The sequence below is a fragment of the Mycobacterium appelbergii genome (assembly GCF_032883035.1).
Taxonomy (GTDB): domain Bacteria; phylum Actinomycetota; class Actinomycetes; order Mycobacteriales; family Mycobacteriaceae; genus Mycobacterium; species Mycobacterium appelbergii.
Window position 1 is genome coordinate 137,804 of sequence record NZ_JAMQTH010000007.1, and the last position, 26,336, is coordinate 164,139.

General features: G+C 66.0%; 28 protein-coding genes. 23 read left to right on the forward strand and 5 right to left on the reverse strand.

Going from position 1 to position 26,336, the window contains the following annotated elements; translation table 11 throughout:
• Positions 1–3 precede the first annotated feature (3 nt).
• From M1247_RS17345 to M1247_RS17360, 4 genes are read left to right on the forward strand one after another with little or no spacing between them, the layout of a single operon-like run.
• The gene (locus tag M1247_RS17345) at positions 4–615 is read left to right on the forward strand and encodes a TetR/AcrR family transcriptional regulator (RefSeq protein WP_317157601.1); all 612 of its coding nucleotides are present in this window, start codon (positions 4–6) and stop codon (positions 613–615) included.
• A 19-nt stretch (positions 616–634) separates the two neighbouring features.
• Positions 635–1,891 carry an acyl-CoA dehydrogenase family protein gene (locus M1247_RS17350; RefSeq protein WP_317157602.1) on the forward strand — a complete coding sequence of 419 codons (1,257 nt, stop codon included), beginning with the start codon at positions 635–637 and terminating at the stop codon, positions 1,889–1,891.
• The gene (locus tag M1247_RS17355) at positions 1,888–2,853 is read left to right on the forward strand and encodes a phosphotransferase family protein (RefSeq protein ID WP_317157603.1); all 966 of its coding nucleotides are present in this window, start codon (positions 1,888–1,890) and stop codon (positions 2,851–2,853) included. Before M1247_RS17350 ends, M1247_RS17355 begins: the two co-directional genes overlap by 4 nt.
• Positions 2,814–3,188, forward strand: a complete 375-nt coding sequence (locus M1247_RS17360; RefSeq protein WP_410506890.1) for a DUF6285 domain-containing protein — start codon at positions 2,814–2,816, stop codon at positions 3,186–3,188. Before M1247_RS17355 ends, M1247_RS17360 begins: the two co-directional genes overlap by 40 nt.
• 7 nt (positions 3,189–3,195) lie before the next feature.
• Here M1247_RS17360 and M1247_RS17365 read toward each other — a convergent pair whose 3' ends face one another.
• Positions 3,196–3,825 carry a class I SAM-dependent methyltransferase gene (locus M1247_RS17365; protein WP_317157605.1) on the reverse strand — a complete coding sequence of 210 codons (630 nt, stop codon included), beginning with the start codon at positions 3,823–3,825 and terminating at the stop codon, positions 3,196–3,198.
• Between the two features lie 62 nt (positions 3,826–3,887).
• On the opposite strand from M1247_RS17365, the gene M1247_RS17370 reads away from it, so the two are divergent.
• From M1247_RS17370 to M1247_RS17455, 18 genes are all read left to right on the forward strand, one after another.
• Positions 3,888–4,277, forward strand: coding sequence for a nuclear transport factor 2 family protein (locus M1247_RS17370; RefSeq protein ID WP_317157606.1), 390 nt, complete (start codon positions 3,888–3,890; stop codon positions 4,275–4,277).
• A 20-nt stretch (positions 4,278–4,297) separates the two neighbouring features.
• Positions 4,298–4,816 (forward strand): YceI family protein, encoded by a 519-nt coding sequence (locus tag M1247_RS17375; RefSeq protein ID WP_317157607.1) that lies wholly within the window; start codon positions 4,298–4,300, stop codon positions 4,814–4,816.
• Positions 4,817–4,881: 65 nt separating this feature from the next.
• The gene (locus tag M1247_RS17380) at positions 4,882–5,280 is read left to right on the forward strand and encodes an Rv3143 family two-component system response regulator (RefSeq protein WP_317157608.1); all 399 of its coding nucleotides are present in this window, start codon (positions 4,882–4,884) and stop codon (positions 5,278–5,280) included.
• A gap of 184 nt (positions 5,281–5,464) precedes the next feature.
• Entirely contained in the window at positions 5,465–5,833 is a 369-nt protein-coding gene (locus M1247_RS17385; RefSeq protein ID WP_317157609.1) for an NADH-quinone oxidoreductase subunit A, read from the forward strand.
• Positions 5,824–6,378 carry a NuoB/complex I 20 kDa subunit family protein gene (locus M1247_RS17390; RefSeq protein ID WP_317157610.1) on the forward strand — a complete coding sequence of 185 codons (555 nt, stop codon included), beginning with the start codon at positions 5,824–5,826 and terminating at the stop codon, positions 6,376–6,378. The genes M1247_RS17385 and M1247_RS17390 overlap by 10 nt, the downstream gene beginning before the upstream one ends.
• Positions 6,375–7,070: an NADH-quinone oxidoreductase subunit C gene (locus M1247_RS17395; RefSeq protein ID WP_317157611.1), complete on the forward strand. Its 696-nt coding sequence runs from the start codon at positions 6,375–6,377 to the stop codon at positions 7,068–7,070. The genes M1247_RS17390 and M1247_RS17395 overlap by 4 nt, the downstream gene beginning before the upstream one ends.
• The gene (nuoD, locus tag M1247_RS17400) at positions 7,070–8,407 is read left to right on the forward strand and encodes an NADH dehydrogenase (quinone) subunit D (protein WP_317157612.1); all 1,338 of its coding nucleotides are present in this window, start codon (positions 7,070–7,072) and stop codon (positions 8,405–8,407) included. The genes M1247_RS17395 and nuoD overlap by 1 nt, the downstream gene beginning before the upstream one ends.
• On the forward strand, positions 8,404–9,135 hold the full coding sequence (gene nuoE, locus M1247_RS17405; RefSeq protein ID WP_317157613.1) for an NADH-quinone oxidoreductase subunit NuoE: 732 nt from the start codon (positions 8,404–8,406) through the stop codon (positions 9,133–9,135). Before nuoD ends, nuoE begins: the two co-directional genes overlap by 4 nt.
• Positions 9,132–10,448, forward strand: coding sequence for an NADH-quinone oxidoreductase subunit NuoF (nuoF, locus tag M1247_RS17410; RefSeq protein WP_317157614.1), 1,317 nt, complete (start codon positions 9,132–9,134; stop codon positions 10,446–10,448). Before nuoE ends, nuoF begins: the two co-directional genes overlap by 4 nt.
• A 100-nt stretch (positions 10,449–10,548) precedes the next feature.
• On the forward strand, positions 10,549–12,936 hold the full coding sequence (locus tag M1247_RS17415) for an NADH-quinone oxidoreductase subunit G (RefSeq protein WP_317157615.1): 2,388 nt from the start codon (positions 10,549–10,551) through the stop codon (positions 12,934–12,936).
• On the forward strand, positions 12,933–14,156 hold the full coding sequence (nuoH, locus tag M1247_RS17420) for an NADH-quinone oxidoreductase subunit NuoH (protein WP_317157616.1): 1,224 nt from the start codon (positions 12,933–12,935) through the stop codon (positions 14,154–14,156). Before M1247_RS17415 ends, nuoH begins: the two co-directional genes overlap by 4 nt.
• Entirely contained in the window at positions 14,149–14,673 is a 525-nt protein-coding gene (gene nuoI / locus M1247_RS17425; RefSeq protein ID WP_317157617.1) for an NADH-quinone oxidoreductase subunit NuoI, read from the forward strand. The genes nuoH and nuoI overlap by 8 nt, the downstream gene beginning before the upstream one ends.
• Positions 14,670–15,431 carry an NADH-quinone oxidoreductase subunit J gene (locus tag M1247_RS17430; protein ID WP_458695230.1) on the forward strand — a complete coding sequence of 254 codons (762 nt, stop codon included), beginning with the start codon at positions 14,670–14,672 and terminating at the stop codon, positions 15,429–15,431. The genes nuoI and M1247_RS17430 overlap by 4 nt, the downstream gene beginning before the upstream one ends.
• Before the next feature lie 22 nt (positions 15,432–15,453).
• Entirely contained in the window at positions 15,454–15,753 is a 300-nt protein-coding gene (gene nuoK / locus M1247_RS17435) for an NADH-quinone oxidoreductase subunit NuoK (protein WP_317157618.1), read from the forward strand.
• 7 nt (positions 15,754–15,760) lie between these two features.
• Positions 15,761–17,641: an NADH-quinone oxidoreductase subunit L gene (nuoL, locus tag M1247_RS17440; protein ID WP_317157619.1), complete on the forward strand. Its 1,881-nt coding sequence runs from the start codon at positions 15,761–15,763 to the stop codon at positions 17,639–17,641.
• On the forward strand, positions 17,635–19,239 hold the full coding sequence (locus M1247_RS17445) for an NADH-quinone oxidoreductase subunit M (RefSeq protein ID WP_317157620.1): 1,605 nt from the start codon (positions 17,635–17,637) through the stop codon (positions 19,237–19,239). Before nuoL ends, M1247_RS17445 begins: the two co-directional genes overlap by 7 nt.
• A 2-nt stretch (positions 19,240–19,241) precedes the next feature.
• Positions 19,242–20,807, forward strand: a complete 1,566-nt coding sequence (nuoN, locus tag M1247_RS17450; protein WP_317157621.1) for an NADH-quinone oxidoreductase subunit NuoN — start codon at positions 19,242–19,244, stop codon at positions 20,805–20,807.
• 70 nt (positions 20,808–20,877) lie between these two features.
• Positions 20,878–21,642 carry an enoyl-CoA hydratase gene (locus M1247_RS17455; RefSeq protein ID WP_317157622.1) on the forward strand — a complete coding sequence of 255 codons (765 nt, stop codon included), beginning with the start codon at positions 20,878–20,880 and terminating at the stop codon, positions 21,640–21,642.
• On the opposite strand, the gene M1247_RS17460 is transcribed toward M1247_RS17455, so the two are convergent.
• Positions 21,639–22,316 carry a TetR/AcrR family transcriptional regulator gene (locus M1247_RS17460; protein ID WP_317157623.1) on the reverse strand — a complete coding sequence of 226 codons (678 nt, stop codon included), beginning with the start codon at positions 22,314–22,316 and terminating at the stop codon, positions 21,639–21,641. The genes M1247_RS17455 and M1247_RS17460 overlap by 4 nt on opposite strands.
• A gap of 117 nt (positions 22,317–22,433) precedes the next feature.
• On the opposite strand from M1247_RS17460, the gene M1247_RS17465 reads away from it, so the two are divergent.
• A complete protein-coding gene (locus M1247_RS17465; RefSeq protein ID WP_317157624.1) occupies positions 22,434–23,363 on the forward strand; it encodes a TIGR03619 family F420-dependent LLM class oxidoreductase in 930 nt (309 codons plus the stop codon).
• A gap of 91 nt (positions 23,364–23,454) precedes the next feature.
• Here M1247_RS17465 and M1247_RS17470 read toward each other — a convergent pair whose 3' ends face one another.
• The 3 genes from M1247_RS17470 to M1247_RS17480 form a co-directional block, all read right to left on the reverse strand.
• Positions 23,455–24,057 carry a TetR/AcrR family transcriptional regulator gene (locus tag M1247_RS17470; RefSeq protein WP_317157625.1) on the reverse strand — a complete coding sequence of 201 codons (603 nt, stop codon included), beginning with the start codon at positions 24,055–24,057 and terminating at the stop codon, positions 23,455–23,457.
• On the reverse strand, positions 24,054–25,526 hold the full coding sequence (locus tag M1247_RS17475) for an FAD-dependent monooxygenase (RefSeq protein ID WP_317157626.1): 1,473 nt from the start codon (positions 25,524–25,526) through the stop codon (positions 24,054–24,056). The genes M1247_RS17470 and M1247_RS17475 overlap by 4 nt, the downstream gene beginning before the upstream one ends.
• 100 nt (positions 25,527–25,626) lie before the next feature.
• Positions 25,627–26,319, reverse strand: coding sequence for a PIG-L deacetylase family protein (locus tag M1247_RS17480; RefSeq protein WP_317157627.1), 693 nt, complete (start codon positions 26,317–26,319; stop codon positions 25,627–25,629).
• Positions 26,320–26,336 lie beyond the last annotated feature (17 nt).

A 26,336-nucleotide genomic window follows, 5' to 3' on the forward strand; every position in this document is an offset into this window, starting at 1 on the left:
ACGATGACTGCCGCCGAGTTGGGTTCCAAGGGCCGCCAGACCCGATCGGCGATCGAGCTGGCCGCACGTAAACTCTTCGCCGAGCGTGGCTTCCACGGCACCACGCTGGCCGACATCACCTCGGCAGCCGGCAAGAGCCCCGCGGTGTTCTACCGGTACTTCGGCGACAAGGAAGACCTGCTCGCGGCACTGGCCGAATCCTTCCTGCACGACGTGGTCGAACCATCGGGACTGAATCTGCACCTGCCGGAGTCCGCAGAGGACACCGAGTTCTTCACCTCGGTGGTCACCGGGTACTGGAACATCTTCAAGCAGAACATCGGCATCATGATCGCGGTCGCACAACTGGCCGCCACCCAGCAGCGATTCGCTGACGTACAGAACGAGTTCCGCCGATTCGGCATCGACATCGTCGTGGCGTCGGTGCACCGCGCACAGGAGCAGGGCTACGCGCAAGACCTGCAACCGCGGCACGTGGCAGCGGCGATCGCGCTGCTGTTCGAGAACTTCACCACGGTGTTCGTCGGCACCTCCGGCCTGGATATCGAGATCAGCGACGCCGACGCCATCGCGACACTGGCGACGGTCTGGAAGAAAACCCTGTACGGCTTCTGAGTCAGAAGGAGACATCACCGTGGACTTCGCTTTACCAGAACATCTTCCGGGCCTGCTCGCAGAGATGGACGAGTTCATCGAGTCCGAGATCAAACCGCTGGAACGCGAACACATGCAGTACTTCGACCAGCGGCGCGAGTATGCCCGCACCGACTGGGACAACGGCGGCATTCCGGCGCGGGCCTGGGAGGATTTGCTCGACGAGATGCGGCGCCGCGCCGACGCCGCCGGTTGGCTCCGGTACGGTCTGCCCGCCCGGTTCGGCGGGCGGGACGGCAGCAATGTGGACATGGCTGTCATCCGGGAGCACCTGGCGCACAAAGGCCTTGGACTGCACAACGACCTGCAGGACGAGTCGTCGATCGTCGGCAACTTCCCTCAGGTCATCATGATGGACCGGTTCGGCACCGAGGCGCAGAAGAAGGACTGGGTCGAGGCGATGCTCACCGGTGAGCGGTCGATGGCGTTCGGGCTGACCGAACCGGCCCACGGCTCAGACGCCACCTGGCTGGAAACCAGGGCAGTCCGAGACGGCGACAGTGCCGACTCGGGATGGATCATCAACGGCACCAAGCGGTGGAACACCGGAGTCCACCGGGCCACGCACGACCTGATCTTCGCCAGGACCTCGGGTGAGCCGGGTCAGGCCCGCGGCATCACCGCGTTCCTGGTACCCACCGACACCCCGGGCTTCACCGTTCCGTTCTACTGGTGGACCTTCAACATGCCGACGGACCACGGTGAGGTCGAATTGACCGACGTGCGCGTGCCTGCCGATGCGGTGCTCGGTGAAGTCGATCGCGGCTTGGAGGTAGGCCAGACATTCCTGCACGAGAACCGGATCCGTCAGGCGGCCAGTAGCCTCGGGGCAGCGCAATACTGCATCGACCGGGCCGTGGGCTACGCCAATGACCGCATGGTGTTCGGCAAGCCGCTGGCGGTCAACCAGGCCGTGCAGTGGCCGCTGGTGGAACTGCAGACCGAGGCACAGATGGTCCGGCTGCTGGTGCGGTTCGCCGCCTCCGAACTGGACCGTAACCACCACATGGAAGTGTCCGACAAGGTGTCGATGGCCAACTACCGCGCCAATCGCCTGGTGTGCGAGGCCGCGGACCGCGCCATGCAGGTGCACGGCGGTATCGGTTACAGCCGCCACGAACCGTTCGAGCACATCTACCGCCATCACCGCCGGTACCGCATCACCGAGGGCGCCGAAGAGATCCAGATGCGCCGAGTGGCGCAGCGGCTGTTCGGGTTCGGCAAGGCCAGGAAGTGACCGACGCTGCGAGGCTCGCGGACGTGCTCGCCCCGGTCCTCGGACATGAGGTCGCCGTCGAAGATCTGCACGAGCTGACCGGTGGTGCGAGCCGCACCACGTGGTCCTTCGTCGCGGTCACCGCCGAGGGCCCGCGAAAGCTGATCCTGCGCACCGGGGCACCCGATGAGCTGCACGCCGGGATGGAATTGGAGGCGGGCGCACAGCGGGCGGCGGCCGCGGCCGGGGCACCGGTCCCCCACGTCCTGGTGGCCGATGATTCCGTTGCGCCGCTCGACAACCCGTTCCTGATCTGTGACTTCGTCGCCGGGGAGACCATCGTGCGGCGCATCCAGCGTCAGCTCGACGACGCGGGGCGGACGAACCTGCTGACCCAGTGCGCACAGGCACTGGCTGCGATTCACCGCGCCCAGCCGCCGGTCCAACTCGGCCTCGTCGAGCTGGACCAGACAACCCAGTGGCGCGGACAGCTCGACGAAATGGACACCACAGCGACCTTCGAGTGGGCGTTCCGGTGGCTCGAAGCGCACCGGCCCGATCCGTCACCACGTCGGTTGGTACACGGCGACTTCCGGATGGGCAATCTCATCGTCGACGGGTCCGAGCTGGCCGCGGTGCTCGACTGGGAGCTGGTGCACCTCGGCGAGGTGTATGAAGACCTGGCCTGGTTCTGCATCAGGGCCTGGCGGTTCGGCGCGCCACACGGCATGGAGGCGGGCGGCCTCGGCAGCATCGACAGCTTCCTGAGGGCCTACGAGGATGCCGGCGGGGCCGCCGTCGACAGGGCCGCACTGCGCTGGTGGTTGGTACTGGCGACGTTGCGATGGGGGATCATCTGCCGCTACCAGGCGCAGCGGCACCTGAGCGGGCAGACCCGGTCGGTGGAACTGGCCACGATCGGCAGGCGGGTCTGCGAAACCGAATGGGACCTGCTGAGCCTGCTCGAGGGGAGCGCATCGTGACCGACCTGTACGGCCGGCCGACCGCAGCCGAGCTGGTCGCGGCCGTCGCCGAGTTCCTCGACACCGACGTGCGCGGGGCGACCGGTGGTGCGGTCAACTTCCACGCCCGCGTGGCAGCCAACGCCCTGCGGATGGTCGAGCGCGAGCTGCTGGCCGACGGCCATGCCGACGTCACCGCAGCCCTGGCAGAACTCGGGTGCTATACCGAAGCACAGCTCGCGGCCGCGATCCGCGCAGGCGAGCTAGACGGTCGCGCCGACGACGTCATGGCGTGCCTGCGTGTTCTGGTGCGCCGTCGGGTGGCGGCGAATCATCCTGGCTATGACGAGCAGTAGTAGCCGTTCACGTTCGGCGCGCCCGGGCCAGCCAGGCGGGCTCGTCGACGTGGGTGCCTGCAGGCAGGCCGATCTCCTCGGTCTGTGCCGGTCCGACGACACCCCGGTACGTGGTGGTGTCGAGTGCCTCCAGCACCCAGCCGTCGGCGAATGCGTCGCGGACGACGGCTTCGCTGACTTCCGGGCCGAAACCGCGGCCGGCATCCGACAGCGCCAACACATGCACCACCCCGCCGGGCCGGCACGCGGCGTGCAGGCCCGCGACGTAGGTGGGGCGGTCGGCGTCATCGAAGATGTGGAACAGCGCGCTGTCGATGATCGTGTCGTAGCGCGGTCCGTCGCCCAGCTTCATCGCGTCGGCCACGGCGAAGTTCGCGTCGACCCCTTTGGCCGCGGCGTTGGCACGGGCCTGCTCGATCGCATTCGGCGCGAAGTCGATGCCCAGCACGTCGTAGCCGAGGCGGGTCAACAGGATGGTGTGTTCACCGGTGCCGCAACCCGCGTCGAGCACCGAACCGCTGATCCGACCGGCACGTTCCAGCGCGACAATCGCCGGTTGGGGTTCACCGATGACCCACGGTGCGGTGTGAGACTCGTAGGCTTTGTCGAACAAGGACAACTCGGGTGTGGAATCCATGAATTCCAGTGTTCAACCTCAACACCTGTTCAGGTCAACCCCGACCACGGGAAGGCGATGTGATGTCCCTTGGGGACGCTGAGGTCATCGGAGAGGTCGCCGAGCGGCTGTTCACCGCGATCGAACGCAGCGACAGCCACGGCATCGCCGCGCTGTGGGCAGACGACGTCACGGTGTGGCACTCCGGGGATCTCAAGGACAACGACCGCGGCCGGGCACTTCGCGTCATCGACTGGTTCATCAACGCCACCGCCGAGCGGCACTACCAGGTACTCGACCGGCAGGTGTTCGATGGCGGGTTCGTCCAACAACACATCCTGCGGGCCACCGGCCGAAACGGTGCGTCGATCGCACTGCGGGTCTGCATCGTCATCAAGATCGGCGCCGACGGCCTGATCAGCCGCATCGACGAGTACTTCGACCCCAAGGACATCGAACCGCTGCTCAGCTGAACCGACACAATGGAGGCGCCATGACCACCCTGCACAACATCCTCACCGGCACCGCGGGCTCCTGGAACCTGGCCGCCGACCGGTCGGTGCTGTCTTTCCGCAACAAGACGATGTGGGGGCTGGCAACGGTCACCGGCACGTTCACCGAGTTCAGCGGCGACGGCAAAGTGGCCGACGGCGTGACCGGCAGCGTGCGCATCCGCGCGACTTCGCTGCAGACGGGCATCGGCAAGCGGGACGCGCATCTGCGGTCGGCCGACTTCTTCGACGTCGACAATCATCCGGACATCACCGTCGAGGCGAGCAAAGCTGAGCCCTCGGGGGACGACGCCGCCCTGCTGCAGACCACCCTGACCGTCCGGGGCGTCTCCCGAGCCATCGAATTGCCGGTCAGCGTGCGTGTTCTCGACGACGGGGCCGTGCAGGTATCCGGTCACTGCACCGTCGAACGGGGCGATTTCGGCGTTTCTGGCAATATGCTGGGGATGGTGGGTCCGAAGACCGACCTGTCCGCTGATCTGGTGTTCGTCCGGGTCTGAAGCGGCGCAATGGAATTCGCCGAGTCATCGGCATGACCGACCACTATCCCAGTAGCATCGGCGCCATGCCCGACCCCGTGACGCTGCGTATTCTGGTGTACAGCGACAATGCCCGCACCCGCGAGCAGGTGCGGCTTGCGCTGGGCAGACGGGTACATCCGGATTTGCCCGAGCTTGCCTATCTCGAGGTCGCCACCGCCGCGATCGTGATCGAACAGATGGACGCCGGCGGGTTTGATCTGGCCATCTTGGACGGCGAGGCCACCCCGGTGGGCGGCATGGGGATCGCCAAGCAACTCAAGGACGAAATCGACGACTGTCCGCCGATCCTGGTGCTCACCGGACGGCCCGACGACGCCTGGCTGGCCAACTGGTCACGGGCCGAAGCCGCTGTCCCCCACCCGATCGATCCGATCCGGCTCGGTGACGCGGTGGTATCGCTGTTACGCACGCCTGCGCGATGACCCCTACGGGCTCGGGGATGAATTCCCCTGTAGCCGTTGATATTCACGACACGGCTCTAGCCGCAGCCTCGCGCTGCCCCGATAGTAACCGATACTAATCAAAACGAGTGGCGCGGGCCGCAATCCTCGCTAGGCTGTGGGTTAGCTCACATCGACAGCCCACCGAGGGGAGCGACCGCCCGGCATGAACCTGTACACACCCATCCTGGTTCTCGGTGCGATCGCGGCCGCATTCGCGGTGGTGTCGGTGGGGATCGCACTCGTCATCGGACCGCGGCGCTACAACCGGTCCAAACTCGAAGCGTACGAATGCGGTATCGAGCCGATGCCACCCGGCGCCGCGGGCGCCACCGGCCAGCGCATGCCGATGCGCTACTACCTGACGGCGATGTTGTTCATCGTGTTCGACATCGAGATCGTGTTTCTCTATCCGTGGGCGGTGGCGTTCGACAACCTCGGCCTGTTCGCGCTGGTCGAGATGTTGCTCTTCATGCTCGCGGTGTTCGTGGCATACGCGTACGTCTGGCGCCGAGGGGGCCTGAATTGGGACTAGAAGAACGCCTGCCGGGCGGCATCCTGTTGTCGACCGTGGAAACCGTGGCCGGATATGTCCGCAAGGGGTCACTGTGGCCCGCGACCTTCGGGCTGGCCTGCTGCGCAATCGAGATGATGTCGACCGCCGGGCCCCGGTTCGACATCGCCAGGTTCGGAATGGAGCGGTTCTCCGCGACCCCCCGGCAGGCCGATCTGATGATCGTGGCGGGGCGGGTCAGCCAGAAGATGGCACCGGTCCTGCGCCAGATCTACGACCAGATGGCCGAACCGAAATGGGTGCTGGCCATGGGCGTGTGCGCCTCCTCGGGTGGCATGTTCAACAACTACGCCGTCGTCCAGGGCGTCGACCACGTGGTGCCGGTGGACATCTACCTGCCCGGCTGCCCGCCCCGCCCGGAGATGCTGTTGCACGCAATCCTCAAGCTGCACGACAAGATTCAGCAGATGCCACTCGGGGTGAACCGCGAGGAGGCCGTCCGGGAAGCCGAACAGGCGGCGCTGTCGGTGACGCCGACCATCGAGCTCAAGGGATTGCTGCGGTGAGCACGTCCGACGACGCCCCCCACGGAACCGGCGACACGCCCGAGGTGATCGGGGTACGCCGGGGCATGTTCGGCGCGGCAGGCACCGGGGACACCTCCGGATACGGGCGCCTGGTGCGCCCCGTTGCGTTGCCCGGCGGATCCCCTCGGCCCTACGGCGGCGACTTCGACGAAATCGTCGACCGACTCGCCGAGGTTCTTGGCGAGGAACGGTTCGCCGTATCGATCGAGCGGGTGGTGGTGTTCCGCGACGAACTGACCCTGGAGGTCAACCGCGTCCAACTGCCTGCGGTGGTCAGCGTGCTGCGCGATGACCCTGCGCTGCGGTTCGAGCTGTGCCTTGGAGTGAGCGGGGTGCACTATCCCGACGACACCGACCGCGAACTGCATGCGGTGTACCCGCTGATGTCGATCACCCACAACCGCCGCATCCGTGTGGAAGTCGCCGCACCGGATTCGGATCCACACATCCCGTCGGTCTATGCGATCTACCCCGGTACCGATTGGCACGAGCGCGAAACCTACGACTTCTTCGGCATCATCTTCGACGGTCACCCGGCTCTCACCCGTATCGAGATGCCCGATGACTGGGTGGGTCATCCGCAACGCAAGGATTATCCGTTGGGCGGAATCCCGGTGGAGTACCACGGCGCCCAGATCCCACCGCCCGATCAGCGGAGGTCGTACAACTGATGAGCACTTCGACTGTGCCGCCCGAAGGCGGTGAAACCGTGGTCGTTGTCGGCGGCGCGGACTGGGATCAGGTGGTCGCTGCGGCGCGGGCAGGCGCCGCCGCCCGGTCCGGCGAACGCATCGTCGTCAACATGGGCCCACAACACCCGTCTACGCACGGGGTGCTCCGGCTGATTCTGGAGATCGAGGGCGAGATCATCACCGAGGCCCGGTGCGGCATCGGCTATCTGCATACCGGAATCGAGAAGAACCTGGAGTACCGGAACTGGACTCAGGGCGTCACCTTCGTCACCCGGATGGATTACCTTTCACCGTTTTTCAACGAGACCGCGTACTGCCTCGGGGTGGAGAAGCTGCTCGGCATCACCGACGACATCCCCGAACGCGCCAGCGTCATCCGGGTATTGCTGATGGAGCTCAACCGGATTTCCTCACACCTGGTGGCGTTGGCCACCGGCGGGATGGAACTCGGCGCGATGAGCGCGATGTTCTACGGATTCCGCGAGCGCGAGGAGATTCTGCGGGTCTTCGAGTCGATCACCGGACTGCGCATGAACCACGCGTACATCCGGCCCGGCGGTCTTGCCGCCGACCTTCCCGACGACGGCATCACCCAGCTGCGAGACCTACTGAAACTGCTTCCGAAACGCCTGTGCGACTTGGAGGATCTCCTCAACGAGAACCACATCTGGAAGGCCCGCACGATCGACGTCGGGTACCTGGACCTCACCGGCTGCATCGCACTCGGCATCACCGGGCCCGTGCTGCGGTCCACCGGGCTCCCCCTTGATCTGCGCAAGTCGCAGCCGTACTGCGGTTACGAGAACTACGAGTTCGACGTCATCACCGATGACCGGTGTGATTCTTACGGGCGGTACATCATCCGGGTCAAGGAGATGCGGGAGTCGCTCAAGATCGCCGAGCAGTGCGTGGACCGGCTCGAACAGCTGGGCCCCGGCCCGGTGATGATCTCGGACAAGAAGCTGGCCTGGCCCGCCGATCTGAAACTCGGACCTGACGGGCTGGGCAACTCCCCCGAACACATCGCCAAGATCATGGGTCACTCGATGGAGGGATTGATCCACCACTTCAAGCTCGTCACCGAGGGCATCCGGGTACCGGCCGGCCAGGTGTATGTGGCGGTGGAATCGCCCCGCGGCGAACTGGGGGTGCACATGGTTTCCGACGGTGGGACCCGGCCGTATCGCGTTCATTACCGCGACCCCTCGTTCACCAACCTGCAGGCGGTCGCGGCGATGTGTGAAGGCGGCATGGTCGCCGATGCGATCGCGGCGGTGGCGTCGATCGATCCGGTGATGGGCGGGGTGGACAGGTGAGCGAAGTGTTTCTGCAGCTCGGGCAACGCCCCGATGAGGCCGGCCCACCGATCAACGGACGCGCGGCCTATCCCGCGGACGTGGACACCCGGCTGCGCACGGATGCGGAACAGATCATCGTCCGCTATCCGGACGCCCGCTCGGCACTGCTGCCGCTGCTGCACCTCGTGCAGTCCGAGGATGGGTGCCTGACCCCGGCCGGAATCGGTTTCTGCGCGGCACAACTCGGTCTTACCGAGGCCGAGGTGACCGCGGTGGCGACGTTCTATTCGATGTATCGACGCACCCCGACCGGAGAGTATCTGGTCGGAGTGTGCACCAACACGTTGTGCGCGATCATGGGTGGCGACGCGATTCTCGATGCGTTGCAGGATCATCTGGACATCGAGGCCGGCCAGACCACCGCCGACGGACGCGTCACCCTCGAGCACATCGAGTGCAACGCCGCGTGCGACTACGCCCCGGTGTTGATGGTCAACTGGGAGTTCTTCGACAACCAAACGCCCTCGTCTGCACGTGATCTGGTGGACGGCCTGCGCAGCGGTCAGGCGCCGGCACCCAGCCGCGGGGCGCCGCTGTGCACATTCCGGGAAACCGCACGCATCCTGGCCGGGCTCGCCGACCCGCAGGCTTCCGGCGGCAACCCCGGTCCCGCCACCCTCGCCGGGCTGAGAGTCGCACAGCAGCACGGCATGACGGCCCGCGATGCGGGAGGTGCTGACGCATGACGCCGCTGACGCCGGTGCTGAGCCGGTTCTGGGATGAGCCGGAGCCGTGGACGTTGGACACCTACCGCCGTCACGAGGGCTACCGGGGCCTCGAACGCGCGCTGGCCATGGCGCCCGATGACGTGATCGGGTTGGTGAAGGATTCAGGCTTGCGCGGACGCGGCGGCGCGGGCTTCCCCACCGGGACGAAATGGTCGTTCATCCCCCAGGGCGACGAAGGGGCCGGCGCCAAGCCGCACTACCTGGTGGTCAATGCCGACGAATCCGAACCTGGTACGTGTAAAGACATTCCGCTGCTGCTCACCACGCCGCATTTCCTGATCGAGGGCGTGATCATCGCCTCCTACGCGATCCGGGCCAGGCACGCATTCATCTATGTGCGCGGTGAGGTGGTTCCCGTGCTGCGTCGGTTGCAGGCGGCCGTGGCCGAAGCCTACGAGGCCGGGTACCTCGGCTCTAACATCCTGGATTCGGGCTACGACCTGGAGTTGATCGTGCACGCCGGCGCCGGCGCGTACATCTGCGGGGAGGAAACGGCGCTACTGGACTCCCTGGAGGGGCGGCGTGGTCAACCACGGTTACGGCCACCGTTCCCCGCGGTGGCCGGTTTGTATGCCTGCCCCACCGTGGTGAACAACGTGGAGTCGATCGCCAGCGTGCCACCCATCCTGCTCAACGGCGCCGACTGGTTCCGGTCCATGGGCTCGGAGAAATCTCCCGGTTTCACGTTGTATTCGCTGTCCGGCCACGTCAATCGGCCGGGCCAGTACGAGGCGCCGCTGGGGATCACGCTGCGCGAACTGCTCGAGTACGCCGGCGGGGTACGCACCGGTCACACACTGAAATTCTGGACCCCTGGCGGTTCTTCGACCCCGCTGCTGACCGGCGAGCATCTCGATGTGCCACTGGATTACGAAGGGATGGCGTCGGTCGGTTCGATGCTGGGCACCAAGGCACTGCAGATCTTCGACGAGACCACCTGCGTGGTGCGCGCGGTGCGGCGCTGGACGCAGTTCTACGCGCACGAATCGTGCGGCAAGTGCACGCCGTGTCGCGAGGGCACCTACTGGCTGGCCCAGATCTATGCCCGCCTGGAAACCGGAGCGGGAACCGAGGCCGACATCGGCAAGTTGCTCGACATTTCCGACACCGTCTTCGGAAAGTCGTTCTGCGCGTTGGGCGATGGTGCGGCGACACCGGTCATGTCGTCGATCAGACATTTCCGCGAGGAGTACGAGGCGCATCTGGACGGCGGTTGCCCGTTCGATCCGCACGCCTCGGCATTGATGGCCACCGAAGGGGTGGGTGTGTAAATGACCTCCCGCGAGCAGACAGTTAGGTCCCCATTTTCGCGGCATGACGGGTACATAAGTGTCTGCTCGCGCGGAAGAAGTGCGGCAGAAGGGGGCACGCGTGACGCTGGCTGAACCCACCAAAGACACCCCGCCGGTGGAAATGGTGTCGTTGACCATCGACGACGAGCAGATCTCGGTTCCCAAGGGCACTTTGGTGATCCGGGCTGCCGAATTGATGGGTGTGCAGATCCCCCGGTTCTGCGATCATCCCCTGCTCGACCCCGTCGGAGCCTGCCGGCAGTGCCTGGTGGAAGTCGAGGGCCAACGCAAGCCGATGGCATCGTGTACCACGACGTGCACGCCGGACATGGTGGTGCGCACGCAGTTCAGTTCCGAGGCGGCTGACAAGGCGCAGCGCGGGGTGATGGAACTGCTGCTCATCAACCATCCGCTGGATTGTCCCGTCTGCGACAAGGGCGGTGAATGCCCGCTGCAGAACCAGGCCATGTCCAACGGTCGTCCCGAGACGCGCTTCGACGACGTCAAGCGGACGTTCCCGAAACCGATCAACATCTCCACACAGGTCCTGCTGGACCGGGAGCGTTGCGTGCTGTGTGCCCGGTGCACCCGGTTCTCCGCGCAGATCGCCGGTGATCCGTTCATCGATCTGCTCGAACGCGGTGCGCTCCAGCAGGTGGGTATCGCCCCGGATGAGCCGTTCCAGTCGTACTTCTCCGGTAATACCGTGCAGATCTGCCCGGTGGGCGCGCTCACCGGCGCCGCCTACCGGTTCCGGGCGCGTCCGTTCGACCTGGTGTCAAGCCCCAGCGTGTGTGAGCACTGCTCCTCCGGATGTGCCCAGCGCACCGATCACCGTCGCGGAAAAGTACTGCGTCGCCTTGCCGGTGACGACCCTGAGGTCAACGAGGAATGGAATTGCGACAAGGGCCGCTGGGCGTTCGTCTATCCCACCGTCGGTGACCGGATCACCACGCCGCTGCTGCGGGACGCCGACGGCACGTTACGGCCCGCGTCGTGGTCGGAGGCGTTGGCCGTGGCCAGTGCCGGACTCGCGGCGGCACAGGGCACCGGGGTGTTGGTCGGCGGCCGCTGCACCGTACAGGACGCCTATGCGTACTCGAAGTTTGCGCGGATGGTCTTGGGCACCAACGACGTTGACTTCCGGGCCCGTGCACATTCGACAGAGGAGGCCGAGTTCCTCGAGGCACACGTCGCCGGAACACCGATGTCGTTGCACTACGCCGAACTGGAGCAGGCGCCGACCGTGCTGCTCGCGGGATTCGAACCCGAAGAGGAATCGCCGATCGTGTTCCTGCGGTTGCGCAAGGCCGCCCGCAAGCACGGTGTGCAGGTGCTCGCGGTCGCGCCGTTCGCCAGTCGCGGCCTGACGAAGATGTCCGGCATCCTGCTCCCGTCCGCTCCGGGTGCCGAAGCCGGCGTGCTCGACGGATTGGCCACCGATGACCGGCTGCGCCGCCCCGGCGCCGTCATCCTGGTGGGCGAACGACTGGCCGCATCCGCAGGCGCATTGTCGGCCGCCGCCCGGTTGGCAGCCACGACCGGCGCCCGACTGGCCTGGATTCCACGCCGCGCCGGTGAGCGTGGCGCGCTGGAAGCCGGTGCGCTGCCCAACCTGCTGCCCGGCGGCCGGCCCGTCACCGACCCGGCGGCGCGCGCGCAAACCACCACGGCCTGGAATGCAGCCGAGCTGCCGGACACCCCCGGACGCGACACCGACGCGATCCTCACCGCTGCCGGCGAGGGCCGACTCGGCGCGCTCCTGGTCGGCGGTGTCGATGTCACCGATCTCCCTGATCCCGACGCTGCGCTGGCCGCGCTGGCGGCGACGCCGTTCGTGGTGAGCCTGGAGCTACGCACAAGCGCCGTCACCGAACTGGCCGACGTGGTTTTCCCGGTCGCCCCGGTGGTGGAGAAAGCCGGCACTTTCATCAACTGGGAGGGCAGGCCGCGGCCCTTTGAACCCGCGCTGCACACCAACGCGATCCCAGATCTGCGCGTGCTGCACTATCTGGCCGACGAGATCGGCGTCGACCTCGGCCTGCCCACGGCCGCGGCCGCCGACGCCGAACTGGCCCGGCTGGGCACCTGGGCAGGTCCGCGAACACCGGCACCGGCGGTGCCCGCGGTGGCCCCGATTGCCCCCGAGCCCGGGCAGGCCGTCCTCGCCGCGTGGCGAATGCTGCTCGATCTCGGGCGATTGCAGGACGGCGAGCCGTACCTGGCCGGCACCGCCCCGACGCCGACCGCTCGGCTGTCGGCGGCCACCGCCGCTGAGATCGGCGTGGCGGAAGGCGATCCGGTGACCGTACGCACCGATCGCGGTGCCATCACCCTGCCGCTCACAGTGACCGCGATGGCCGACCGTGTGGTGTGGCTGCCGCTGAACTCCCCAGGCTCGGCAGTGCACCGACAACTCGGGGTGAACGCGGGCGCTGTGGTGTCGATCGGGCAGGCCGAATCGTGACGCATCCCGATCCGACTCTTTTCGGTCACGACCCGTGGTGGCTGATACTCGGCAAGGCGCTTGCGGTCTTCGTCTTCCTGCTGCTGACGGTGCTGGCGGCGATCCTGATCGAGCGCAAGGTGCTGGGCCGCATGCAGAACCGCTACGGCCCCAACCGGGTCGGCCCGTTCGGCCTGCTGCAATCCTTGGCAGACGGCGTCAAACTTGCCCTCAAGGAGGGCCTGATGCCCGCCGGGGTGGACAAACCCCTGTATCTGTTGGCCCCGGTGATTGCGGTGATCCCGGCGTTCATGGCGTTCGCGGTGATCCCGATGGGCGGCGAGGTGTCGGTGTTCGGTCACCGGACCGCGCTGCAGTTGACCGATCTGCCGGTCGCGGTGCTCTACATTCTCGCGGTCACCTCGATCGGCGTCTACGGCATCGTGCTGGCCGGTTGGGCATCCGGATCGACCTACCCGCTTCTCGGCGGGCTGCGCTCGAGCGCACAGGTGATCTCCTACGAGGTCGCGATGGCATTGTCGTTCGTCGCGGTGTTCCTCTATGCCGGCACCATGTCCACCTCGGGCATCGTGGCCGCCCAGGACCGCACCTGGTTCGTGTTCCTGCTGCTGCCCTCGTTCCTGGTGTACGTGACCTCGATGGTGGGCGAGACCAACCGTGCGCCATTCGATCTGCCTGAGGCGGAGGGGGAACTGGTCGGCGGGTTCCACACCGAGTACTCGTCGCTGAAGTTCGCGATGTTCATGCTCGCGGAGTACGTCAACATGACCACGGTGTCGGCGCTGGCCACCACCATGTTCCTGGGCGGCTGGCACGCTCCGTGGCCGTTCAACATGATCGAGGGCGCCAGTTCCGGCTGGTGGCCGTTGCTGTGGTTCACCGCCAAGGTGTGGGCATTCCTGTTCTTCTACATGTGGCTGCGTGCCACCCTGCCGCGGATGCGTTACGACCAGTTCATGGCGCTGGGCTGGAAGCTGCTGATCCCGGTGTCACTGGGCTGGATCATGGTCGTCGCGGTCACCCACAGCCTGCGCGCGCAGGGCTACCAGGGTTGGTCCACCGGACTGATCACCCTCGCCGTCCTGGTTGCCGCCGTGCTCGTATTGGCGTTGTGGCGAACGTTGCGGCGCAGGACCATTCGACCGACGCCGGCGCAGAGTACCGGGGCATACCCGGTGCCACCGCTGCCGGCCGTCAGCAAGGAGACCGCTGATGCCTAAGTTCCTCGATGCGCTGGCCGGATTCGCGGTCACCTTCGGCTCGATGTTCAAGAAACCCGTCACCGAGATGTATCCGGAGAAACCGGGGCCGGTGGCGCCGCGCTATCACGGTCGTCACCAACTCAACCGGTACCCCGACGGTCTGGAGAAATGCATCGGCTGCGAGCTGTGTGCGTGGGCGTGCCCCGCCGACGCCATCTTCGTCGAAGGCGCGGACAACACTGCCGAAGAACGCTTCTCGCCGGGAGAACGCTACGGCCAGGTGTATCAGATCAACTACCTGCGCTGCATCGGCTGCGGATTGTGCATCGAGGCTTGTCCCACGCGGGCGCTGACCATGACCAACGAATACGAGATGGCCGATGACAACCGGGCGGATCTGATCTGGGGCAAGGACAAGCTGCTGGCCCCGCTGCAACCGGGCATGCAGGCGCCCCCGCATGAGATGGAGCCGGGTAGCACCGACGAGGATTACTACCTGGGCAACATCTCCCCGATCACCGAGGACATGCGATGACGCCGGAGGTCATGGCGCTGGCCGCCGAGGGCGCGGCACGCACATCGACCTCCGAAGCGGTGCTGTTCTGGATCCTCGGGACCATCGCGGTGCTCGGCGCGATCGGCGTGGTCGCCGCACCGAAAGCCGTGTACTCGGCGGTGTTCCTGGCATGCACCATGATCATGCTGGCGATGCTCTACATCGCGCAGGACGCATTGTTCCTCGGGGTGGTGCAGGTGGTCGTCTACACGGGCGCGGTGATGATGCTGTTCCTGTTCGTGCTGATGCTGATCGGTGTCGACCTGTCCGAGTCTCTGGTGGAAACGCTACGCGGGCAACGCATCGCAGCGTTGGTGGCCGGTGTGGGGTTCGGCGTGCTGCTGATCGCCGGGATCGGCAACGTGTCGGTCGCCGGTTTCACCGGGCTGGCCGAGGCCAACAGCGGTGGCAACGTGGAAGGCCTGGCGGCGCTGATCTTCACCCGGTATCTGTGGGCGTTCGAGCTGACCAGCGCGCTGCTGATCACCGCCGCACTGGGAGCGATGGTGCTCGCCCACCGGGAACGGTTCGAGCGCCGAAAGACTCAGCGCGAACTGTCCGTCGAACGCTTCCAGCGGGGCGGACATCCGACCCCACTGCCCAACCCGGGTGTCTACGCCCGGCACAACGCCGTCGACATCCCGGCGCGACTTCCCGACGGCTCGGACGCCGAGCTCTCGGTCAGCGCCATCCTGCCGCAGCGTGCGATGAGCACGAATCGAAAGGAGGTCGAGTGAATCTGCGGACGCAAGGACCACGATGAATCCCGACAACTACCTGTACTTGTCGGCACTGTTGTTCACCATCGGTGCCGCCGGGGTGCTGTTGCGGCGCAACGCCATCGTCATGTTCATGTGTGTGGAGTTGATGCTCAATGCGGCGAACCTGGCGTTCGTCGCGTTCTCGCGCATGCACGGTCATCTCGATGGCCAGGTGGTGGCCTTCTTCACCATGGTGGTGGCCGCCTGCGAGGTGGTGATCGGCCTGGCGATCATCATGACCATCTTCCGCACCCGCCACTCGGCCTCGGTCGATGACGCCAGCCTGCTGAAACATTAAGGGTGCGATGACGATTCCTGTGTGGCTGCTGATCGCCCTTCCGGCCGCGGGGGCGCTGATCCTGCTGTTGAGCGGCCGACGCTCTGACCGCTGGGGCCATCTCCTGGGCTGCGCGGCGTCGATCAGCGCGTTCGTTGTCGGCGCCGTGCTGTTCGCGGGCATGCTCGGCCGGTCCCCGCAGGACCGGACCATCCACGAAAACCTGTTCTCCTGGGTCCCCGTGGGCGGACTGCACGTCGACTTCGGGTTGCAACTCGATCAGCTGTCCGTCTGCTTCGTGCTGCTGATCACCGGCGTCGGCTCGCTGATCCATGTCTACTCGATCGGCTACATGGCCGACGATCCCGACCGGCGAAGGTTTTTCGCGTACCTGAACCTGTTTCTGGCGGCCATGCTGCTGCTGGTGCTCGCCGACAATTATCTGGGCCTCTACGCCGGGTGGGAGGGTGTCGGCCTCGCGTCGTATCTGCTGATCGGTTTCTGGTCGCACAAGCCGTCGGCAGCCACCGCCGCGAAGAAGGCATTCGTGGTCAACCGGGTCGGCGACATGGGCCTGGCCATCGCGGTGATGATCATGTTCGCCACGGTCGGCTCCATCTCGTTCGCCGGGGTGTTCTCGGCCGCCCCGACCATCAGCGAGCCGACCCTGACCGCCATCGGCCTGCTGCTCCTGCTCGGCGCCTGCGCCAAGTCGGCACAGGTACCGCTGCAATCCTGGCTCGGCGACGCGATGGAAGGTCCGACACCGGTTTCGGCGCTGATCCACGCGGCCACCATGGTGACCGCGGGGGTGTATCTGATCGTGCGGTCCGGGCCGATATTCGACATCGCCCCGACCGCCCAGACCGGGGTGGTCATCGTGGGCGCGGTGACGCTGCTGTTCGGCGCCATCATCGGCTGCGCCAAGGACGACATCAAGAAGGCCCTCGCCGCATCCACCATGAGCCAGATCGGTTACATGGTGCTGGCCGCCGGACTGGGCCCGGCGGGCTACGCGTTCGCGATCATGCATCTGCTGACCCACGGATTCTTCAAGGCCGGCCTGTTCCTCGGCGCCGGGTCGGTGATGCATGCGATGGACGACGAGGTCAACATGCGCCGCTACGGCGGCCTGCGCACGGTGCTGCCGATCACGTTCGCGACGTTCGGGCTCGGCTATCTGGCCATCATCGGGGTGCCGCCGCTGGCCGGGTTCTTCTCCAAGGACGGCATCATCGAGGCGGCGCTGGGCGCAGGCGGGGTACGTGGGGTCATTCTCGGAGGCGCCACAATCCTGGGCGCCGGGATCACCGCGTTCTACATGACCCGGGTGATGCTGATGACGTTCTTCGGCGAGAAACGTTGGGAACCCGACTCGCATCCCCACGAAGCGCCGGCCGTGATGACCTGGCCGATGATCCTGCTGGCGATCGGCTCGGTGTTCTCCGGCGGCGCGTTGGCGATCAGCGGCACGTTGTCGCATTGGCTGGAGCCTGTCGTCGGCGCCCACGAGGCCCACCACGCCGTGCCGGCATGGGTGGTCACCGTCGTCGTGCTGGCGGTGGTCGCGGTCGGCATCGCGGTGGCGTACCGGATGTACGCACAGCGGTCCGTGCCCGCCGAGGTGCCTGAGGGGTCGGCTTTGACGCTGGCTGCGCGCAGGGATCTTTACGGGGATGCATTCAACGAGGCGGTGTTCATGCGGGGCGGCCAGACATTGACCGCGGCACTGGTCGAGGTCGACGACAAGGGTGTCGATGGCGCGGCCAGCGGGTTGGCCGCACTGGTGAGCCGATCCTCGGATGGGTTGCGCCAGATGCAGACCGGTTTCGCCCGGTCATACGCGCTGTCGATGCTCGGCGGCGCGGCCCTCGTGGTGGCGGCGATCCTGGCGGTGCGACTGTGGTGAACGAGTTCCCGTGGCTGACGGTGTTGTGGGCGATCCCGGTCGTCGGCGCCGCAGTGGTGATGGCGATACCGGCCGCACACCGCGTGCTGGCCAAGTGGGTGGCACTGATCGTGTCACTGGCGGCGCTGGGTGTGACAGCGGCGATCGCGGTGGGCTTCGACCCTGGCGCGGAGCAGTACCAGTTCGTCGAATCGCACCGGTGGATACCCTCTTTCGGCACGGGATACATCCTCGGCGTCGACGGCATCGCGCTGGCACTGGTGGTGCTCACCGCCGTGCTGATGCCGCTGCTGATCGTCGCAGGCTGGAACGACGCGGCCCGACAGTCCGGACTGGCCGGCCGGTCGGTGCAGGCCTACCTCGCGCTGATGCTCGCCGTCGAGGGCATGGTGCTCATGTCATTGGTGGCATTGGACGTGCTGCTGTTCTACGTGTTCTTCGAGGCCATGCTCATCCCGATGTACTTTCTCATCGGCGGGTACGGGGCAAACAAGGCCCAAGCCTCCAAAGCGGCGGTGAAGTTCCTGCTGTACAACCTGTTCGGCGGGCTGGTCATGCTGGCCGCGGTGATCGGCCTGTACGTGGTGACGGCGGGCAGCGACGCCTTCGAGTCGGGGACCTTCGACTTCCGGGCCATCGTCGCGGCAGTGTCGTCGGGCGAACTGGTGATGAGTCCGGCGGTCGTGAACTCCCTGTTCCTCGGTTTCATGTTCGCGTTCGCGGTGAAGGCACCGCTGTGGCCGTTCCACCGCTGGTTGCCCGACGCCGCGGTCGAAGCCACTCCCGCGAGTGCGGTACTGATGATGGCGATCATGGACAAGGTCGGCACGTTCGGCATGCTGCGCTATTGCCTGCAGTTGTTCCCTGACGGGTCAACGTATTTCCGTCCGGTGATCATCACGCTCGCGGCGATCGGCGTCGTATACGGCGCGGTACTGGCCATCGGGCAGACCGATGTGATGCGGTTGATCGCCTACACCTCGATTTCGCACTTCGGCTTCATCATCCTGGGTATCTTCGTGATGACCAGCCAGGGCCAGTCCGGGTCGGCGCTCTACATGATCAATCACGGGATCTCCACGGCCGCACTGTTCCTGATCGCCGGGTTCCTGGTGTCGCGGCGCGGTAACCGGTTGATCGATGCCTACGGCGGGGTGCAGAAGGTGGCACCGGTGCTGGCCGGCACGTTCCTGGTGGCCGGGTTGGCCACCCTGTCGCTACCGGGCCTGGCACCGTTCATCAGCGAGTTCCTGGTGCTCATCGGCACCTTCACCCGATACCCCGTGGTTGCGGTCTTCGCGGCGACCGCGCTGGTGCTCTCGGCGGTGTACATCCTGTGGACCTATCAGCGCATGATGACCGGCCCGGTGCGCGAGGCCGTGGGTGAACACGACGACGGGGTGCGCGGCGTACATGATCTGGTGCCCCGCGAACTCGTCGTGGTGGCCCCGTTGATCGCGCTGCTACTGATACTCGGGATTTACCCGAAGCCGGCGCTCGATGTGATCAATCCGGCTGTCGAGCACACCCTGACCACCATCGGTCAGACCGATCCGGCGCCGAGTGCGCCGCCGACTGTGGCAGAGGGGGATCGCTGAACATGCTCACGCCCAGCGTCGAATACGGTCTGCTCTCCCCCATGCTGATCGTCGTGTCGGTGGCGATCGCCGGGGTGCTGATCGAGGCCTTCGCGCCGCGGGCAAGCCGTTATGCAGCTCAAGTGTCGCTTGCCCTGGTCGGTTTGGTGGCCGCCGTGGCCGCCGTGGTGATGGTGTCCCGGGATCTGCACGGCTCGCCCGGGCGCCCGGCGGTGCTGGGCGCAGTGGTACTCGACGCGCCCGCGCTGTTCCTGCAGGGCACCATCCTGCTGGTCGGCATCCTCGGGATTCTCCTCATCGCCGAGCGGCAGCCGTCCGTGGAAACACGCGGCGGTGCGCGCGGTTTGGACGGGTTCACGCCGCAGGCGTCCGCTGTCGCGGGAAGTGTCACCGAGGACGTGGCCACGAGGGCCGGCGTGATGCAGACCGAAGTGTTCCCGCTGACCATGTTCGCGATCACCGGGATGCTGCTGTTCCCCGCGGCCAACGACCTGCTGACGATGTTCATCGCGCTGGAGGTGCTGTCGCTGCCGCTGTATCTGCTGTGCGGGCTGGCCCGTCGGCGCCGCCTGCTCTCGCAGGAAGCGGCACTGAAGTACTTTCTCCTCGGGGCGTTCTCGTCGGCGTTCTTCCTGTACGGCGCGGCGATGCTGTATGGCTATGCCGGCACATTGCGGCTGTCCGGGATCGCCGACGCGGTGGCGGCGGGTGAGGCCAACACCCCGCTGGCCCTGATCGGCATCGGTCTGCTGCTGGTCGGTGTGCTGTTCAAAGTCGGTGCCGTGCCGTTCCATTCGTGGATACCCGATGTGTACCAGGGTGCGCCCACCTCGATCACCGCGTTCATGGCGGCCGCCACCAAGATCGCCGCCTTCGGCGCGATGCTGCGCATCTTCTATGTCGCGTTGCCGCAACTGCACGACGACTGGCGACCCGTGCTGTGGGCAGTGGCAATCCTGACCATGGTGATCGGCACCGTCACCGCTGTCACCCAGACCGATGTCAAACGGATGCTGGCGTACTCCGCGGTGTCGCATACGGGCTTCATCCTGACCGGCGTGATCGCCGCAAATCCGGCGGGAGTGTCCTCGACGCTGTTCTACCTGTTCGCCTATGGGTTCAGCACGCTGGGCGCGTTCGCAGTCGTCGGCCTGGTTCGCCACGCCGACGGCGAGGAGGCGACGGCAATGTCGCAATGGGCCGGTCTGGGTAGGCGCTATCCGATTGTCGGCGCGGTGTTTTCACTGTTCCTGCTGGCTTTTGCCGGCATCCCGCTGACCAGTGGCTTCGTCAGCAAGTTCGCGGTGTTCAAGGCGGCGGGCGAGGGTGGCGCGATCCCCCTGGTCATCATCGGCGTCCTTGCCAGTGCCATTGCCGCGTACTTCTACGTGCGGGTGATCGTGCTGATGTTCTTCACCGAACCACCCACAGACGCACCGGAATTGGTGGTGCCGAGTGGGCTGACGACCGCCGTCGTCGCCGTCACCGCGGTGATCACGTTCGCCCTCGGCGCCCTGCCCCAGCCGCTACTGGACCTGGTCAACAACGCCGAGGCATTCCTGCCGTGACACCGATGCGCGAGCAGACGCGTAGGTACCCCAAAACCCCGCCTGCCGGGGACATTCACGTCTGCTCGCGATGGTAATCAGCACCGACGACCACGGCACGGTCCGCGTATTGACCCTCAACCGGCCGGAAGCGCGTAACGCGTTGAGCCACGAGCTGATCGAGACACTCTATGCGGCATTGGAGAGCGCCGACACCGACGAAGCCGTGCGTGTGGTGGTGCTGACCGGCGCCGATCCGGCGTTCTGCGCCGGCGTCGACCTCAAGCAGGCGCAACGCGACGGTATGGCGTACTTCGCGCGCTTCCAGAAGCACAACTGCATCACCAGAACGGCACACATGCAGACGCCGATCATCGGGGCCATCAACGGCGCCACCTTCACCGGTGGCCTGGAAATGGCGTTGGGCTGCGACTTTCTGATCGCATCCGAGCGCGCGGTTTTCGCCGATACGCACGCGCGGGTGGGTATCCTGCCCGGCGGTGGGATGACGGCGCGGCTGCCGCAGGTGGTCGGAGCCGCCATGGCGCGACGGCTGTCGATGACCGGCGAGGTGCTCGACGCGGTCCGGGCCGAGCGCCTCGGGCTGGTGACCGAAGTGGTGGCCCACGATCAGCTGCTGGACCGTGCCTTGGAATTGGCGGATCAGATCGCTGAGGTACCGGGCGCGACGATGGCCGGGCTCAAGGAGATCTACCGCCGCGGCACCGAACCCGTCATCGCGCCCGCCTTGGCCGCCGAGCAGGCGGTCTCCAGTGCCCAAGAACGGGATTTCGACGGGCTCGGTGAGCAATACCGTGAGGTGGTGCACCGCAACAGGTCCCAGATCGACCGTTAGCGTGGTGATGATGTTGTCGGCGCTTTATCCTCGGGTCCTACAGTGCCACGGTCAGCGCCGGCCCGAAGATCTCTCCGTGCGTCCTCGCCGATTCCGCGGACGATGCCCGAAATGAGCAGATCGAGTTCGTCGGCAGTGCGGATTCTGCGGTCACCACTGGCCAGCGCCAGCATCACACCGCCGAGGAACATCCTGATGGCATAGGTCTGTTCGTCCACCACCGCTGGATCATCGCCACCCGGCAACTGTAGCCGGATCACCGTGTCGCGGATGAGCGCGGAGAACGAGTCCGTGTAATGCCTGAGCGCATCGGCGAGCACGGGGTCGCGGGATGCTTGAAGCGCCAGCTCGTTGCGCGCCCTGGTCCTGGCCAAGCGCACGCCGGTGACCGATCGGATCACCAGTTTGGCCAACCCTGAAGGCTGGGACGGGTCAGGCGGTTCACCCGTGGCTGCGGTCAGATCCTTGAGATCAAGTTCGGCGACGCGATCGGCAACTGCACGCAGCAGCGCAGCGCTGGTGCGGAAATAAAAGGACGTCGTCCCGTCGGGCATACCCACCTTGCGGTCCACCTTGAGATGGGTCACACCCTTGACGCCGTCCTCGGCCAGCAGTCGGATCGCGGCGTCACACAGCACCCGCCGCCGCTGATCTGGGTTGGGACTTCGTCGCATCGCTGCAGAGTCTAGCGACAAAGCCGACGGTGACGCCGCACGCATGCTTGCGCACAATGACTCTATTATCATAGAGTCGTAATTTCTCGGCCCCGAAACGACAGCGGAGCATTCAGCGTGAAACTTGTCTTCAACCTGCCACACATGCTCCGGCTCAAGGCGACCATGCAGCCGTGGGAGGCGTCGGTGACCGGCGCAGATCAGACCCGGATGGCCCGCTGTGCCGACGAGTGGGGTTACGACATGATCGCGGTACCAGAGCATTTCGTGATCCCCAGCGATCATGTCGAGCTGTCCGGCCCGCATTACCTGCAGTCAACTGTGGCTCAGGCTTATCTCGCCGGTGCGACCCAACGGATACGGTTGAACTCCTGCATCACCGTGTTGCCGTTGCAGCACCCGATCGTGCTGGCCAAGGCGCTGGCCACTGCCGACTGGATGAGCGGCGGTCGAATGATGGTCACCTTCGGAGTCGGTTGGCTACAGCGGGAATTCGAGTTACTCGGCGTGCCGTTCCACGAGCGTGGCCGGATGGCTGACGAGTACCTTGCCGCGATTGTCGAGCTGTGGACGAGCGATTCCCCACGGTTCGAAGGCAAGTATGTGTCGTTTGACAATATCGCGTTCGAACCCAAGCCCGTTCAGAAACCACACCTGCCCATCTGGATCGGTGGCGACGCCGATGCCGCTCTGCGCAGGGCCGCGAAGTACGCGTCCGGCTGGTGGTCGCTTCTGACTCCCCCCGAGCAGATCGCCGAGCGGATCGCATTCATCAAGGCCCAGACATCTTATGATGGGCGGCCTTTCGACGTCGTGCACGGACTCGGCACCAACCGGGTCGGTGAAGGCCACGCGGTACGCGAAGATCCACACGGCCGCCCGGGCATGAGTGCAGCCGAGATCGTGGACCGGCTGAGCTGTCTCGCCGAACAGGGTGTGACCGTCAGCGCTGTGCCGCTCCCAATTGTCCGGGACGTCGACGAGTACCTCGACTACGCACAGTGGGTCATCGAGGAGGTCAAACCACAGGTGCCACCGACACCCTAGAGACTCCGGAGCCCCGTACCGATCTTGGCGAGCAGACGCTGCGGTACCCGAAAAGGTGTGAAATCGGGGACATTAGTGTCTGCTCGCGGGGTCAACGCAACAGGCCGACCTGACGGTAGGCCGACTCGAGGTAGCGCTTCATCTGCCGAGCGTTCGGTGGATTCGGCTGCAGCACCCGGTAGGTCACCGCGCCCGCGAGCATGTCGACCAGGACCTCAAGATCGGCGTCGGGGGCGACCACGCCGTCGGACTGCGCCCGTTTGAGCAATGCCATGCTCAGTTCGCGGCGCGGCAGGATGTAGTTTTCCCAGTAGGTCTGCATCAACAGCGGGTGGGTGACGGCCGAGCCGTAGATCTGGGCGACGAGCGCACGGAACTGCGGATCAGCCGCAGTACGCGCCGCGACGTCGATGTTGCGGCGGACGAGTACGTCCGGCGCGCCGGCATCGATTTCCGCGCCGGTCGGCCAACGCACGTCAGCAACGACTAGTGTCTCGATCGCCTCGGCCACCAGACGCTCCTTGGTGGACCAGCGGCGGTAGATGGTCGGCTTTCCCACTCCGGCCCGTTTGGCGACTTGTTCGATACTCATCCCGGCGATGCCATGACTGACAAACAGGTCCAGCGCCGCCGTAAGGATGGCGGTGTCCAGCGCCGGGTCGCGGGGCCTGCCGCGGGCAGCCACCTCGGTCACGCGGTGCCGCTCAACGCGGTTCGGAGCCAGTCGTCCGCTTCGTGGGCGTGTTCACCCCGCCAGGCGAGGTGCCCGTCGGGGCGGATCAGCAAGGTGTCCCGATCCGCGGCCGGCAACAACACAACCCGGTCGCCGAGATGTGCACGTGCGGAATCGAACACCGTGTCCGATCCAAGAACCGCCCAGCGTCCGCGCAATTCGGCGTAAAGGCGAACTGATGTCCCGTCGGTACGTATGCACTCGCAGTCAGGGACCCGGTCACCCGGCCTGGGTCTCCTGGTGAACAAAGAGCTTCCGGCCAATGGGCCCTTGCGATAGTTCACCCACAGCTGCGAGGTCTGGTAGGTCACCCAGCGTTGCACGGCGGGGAGGTTGACGATCGGCACCACCACGCGATCGCGGAGGAACCGGCCGAAGCGCCCTTGGGCGACGTTGACCTTGGTAACGGCACTGGTGCTGCGCAGCACCTCGGTGGCCAACGGCCGACGTTCGGCTTCATAGGTGTCGAGCAGCGCGCTGTCGGCGCGGCCGTCACACACCAGCGCGAGTTTCCACGCGAGGTTCTCCGCATCGCCCAATCCGGTCAGCATGCCCTGACCGCCGAACGGAGCGTGTGTGTGGCCGGCATCGCCGGCGATCAGCAGCCGGCCGTGACGATAGGTATCGGCGAGCCGGCGGTGCACGGTGAACATCGACAACCACGAGGCCTCGCGGATGCGGACGTCGCGTCCGGTCCGATCGGGCAGGATCTGCTCAAGCCGAGCGAGGATCTCGGCCTCGGTCGGCTTTTCGGCAGGCTGTCCCGGATCGTAGGCGATGATGCGCCATGTGCCGCCGGGCATCGGCATCGCGCCAATCATCCCGGTGGGATGGATCCAGCCGGTGGTGCCGGTGCGGTCAAGGTCCCAGTCCAGAGTGACGTCGGCCAGCAGGAACCGTTCGGACAGCTTCACTCCGGGAAATCCAATTCCGGCGAGTCGTCGGGTGGTGCTGCCCGCGCCGTCACAACCGACCAACCACGCGGTGCGTATATCGTCCTCGCCCACGGTCGCCGTCACACCGCTTTCGTCCTGACGCACATCGACAAGCGGTGCACCCCAGTCGATCTGACCGCCGAGCTCGGCGAGTCGATCGCGCAGGGCCGCCTCGACGTCGGCCTGCGATATCACCATCGGAGGCGCGGCGGTGTGCATGCCGGGATCGCCGAAACGGATCCTCATCACCGGCTTGTCACCGAGATAGGTGGTGATCCGCATCGCCCGCACCGAGCGTTGCGGCAGATCACCCAGTGCGGCAAGACGATCCAACACCTCCGAGCCACGGGCATGCAGGAAGTTCGCTCGTGAGGTGGTGGCCGGGCCGGACGCCTTGTCGATCACCCGCACCGGGATGCCGTGCTGAAGTAGCCCGCACGCGAGTGCCAGGCCCGCCGGGCCTGCGCCCACCACCAGAACCTTGTCGGGGGCCATGCGACGCCTTTCATTTAATTAACGAAACGGACTCGTAACTAAATGTACGCCGCCATCGCGCTTACCGCCAGAGCATGGTTGCCCCTTTCGCCGGCCACATTCAGACCGGCGACGAATCCGATCGGTGACGTTTCAGAATGAATCCCACGGTGCGCTGCCCGCCGAACTCCTCGGTCCGCGGCGTCGCGGATGCAATCTGGCGGCGCGCCTGCTCGTCGACCGGCGTCTCCGGCTCGAGCACCGACAGGTAGGCCTCATGGGCGGCCAACGAATCGACGGCGACGTCCTGGTAGCCGTCAACTGTTTCGCAATGCGAGGCCTGCGGGCCGTTCTCGAACAACCACCGCGGCGGCTCGTCCAGCGAATCGTAAGCCGCCAGAACGGCGTTGGCGAACTCGATGTGGTCCCGCTGGTTCGGAGCGCCCGGCGCCCATTCGGGCCCGCTGTAGATGGTGACCACCACGTCGGGCTGAAGTTCGGTGATGACGCCGGCGATCCGGTTCCTCAGCTCGGGCGTGTCGCGGATGTCGCTGTCGGGGAAATCCCAGAACTGTACGTCGTCCACGCCGACGATCGCCGCGGAACGCCGTTGTTCGCGTTCGCGTACCGGCCCGGCAACCTCGGGTGCCATACCGGCAATTCCCGCCTCACCTCGGCTGGCCAACGCGTAGTGCACTTTCCGGCCGGTATCGGTCCATTTCGCGACGGCGGCACCGATGCCGTATTCAGGATCGTCGGGATGCGGCACCAGCACGAGCGCCTCACGCCAGTCTCTCGGGAACGTCTCAGCCATGGCCCTATGCCATCACA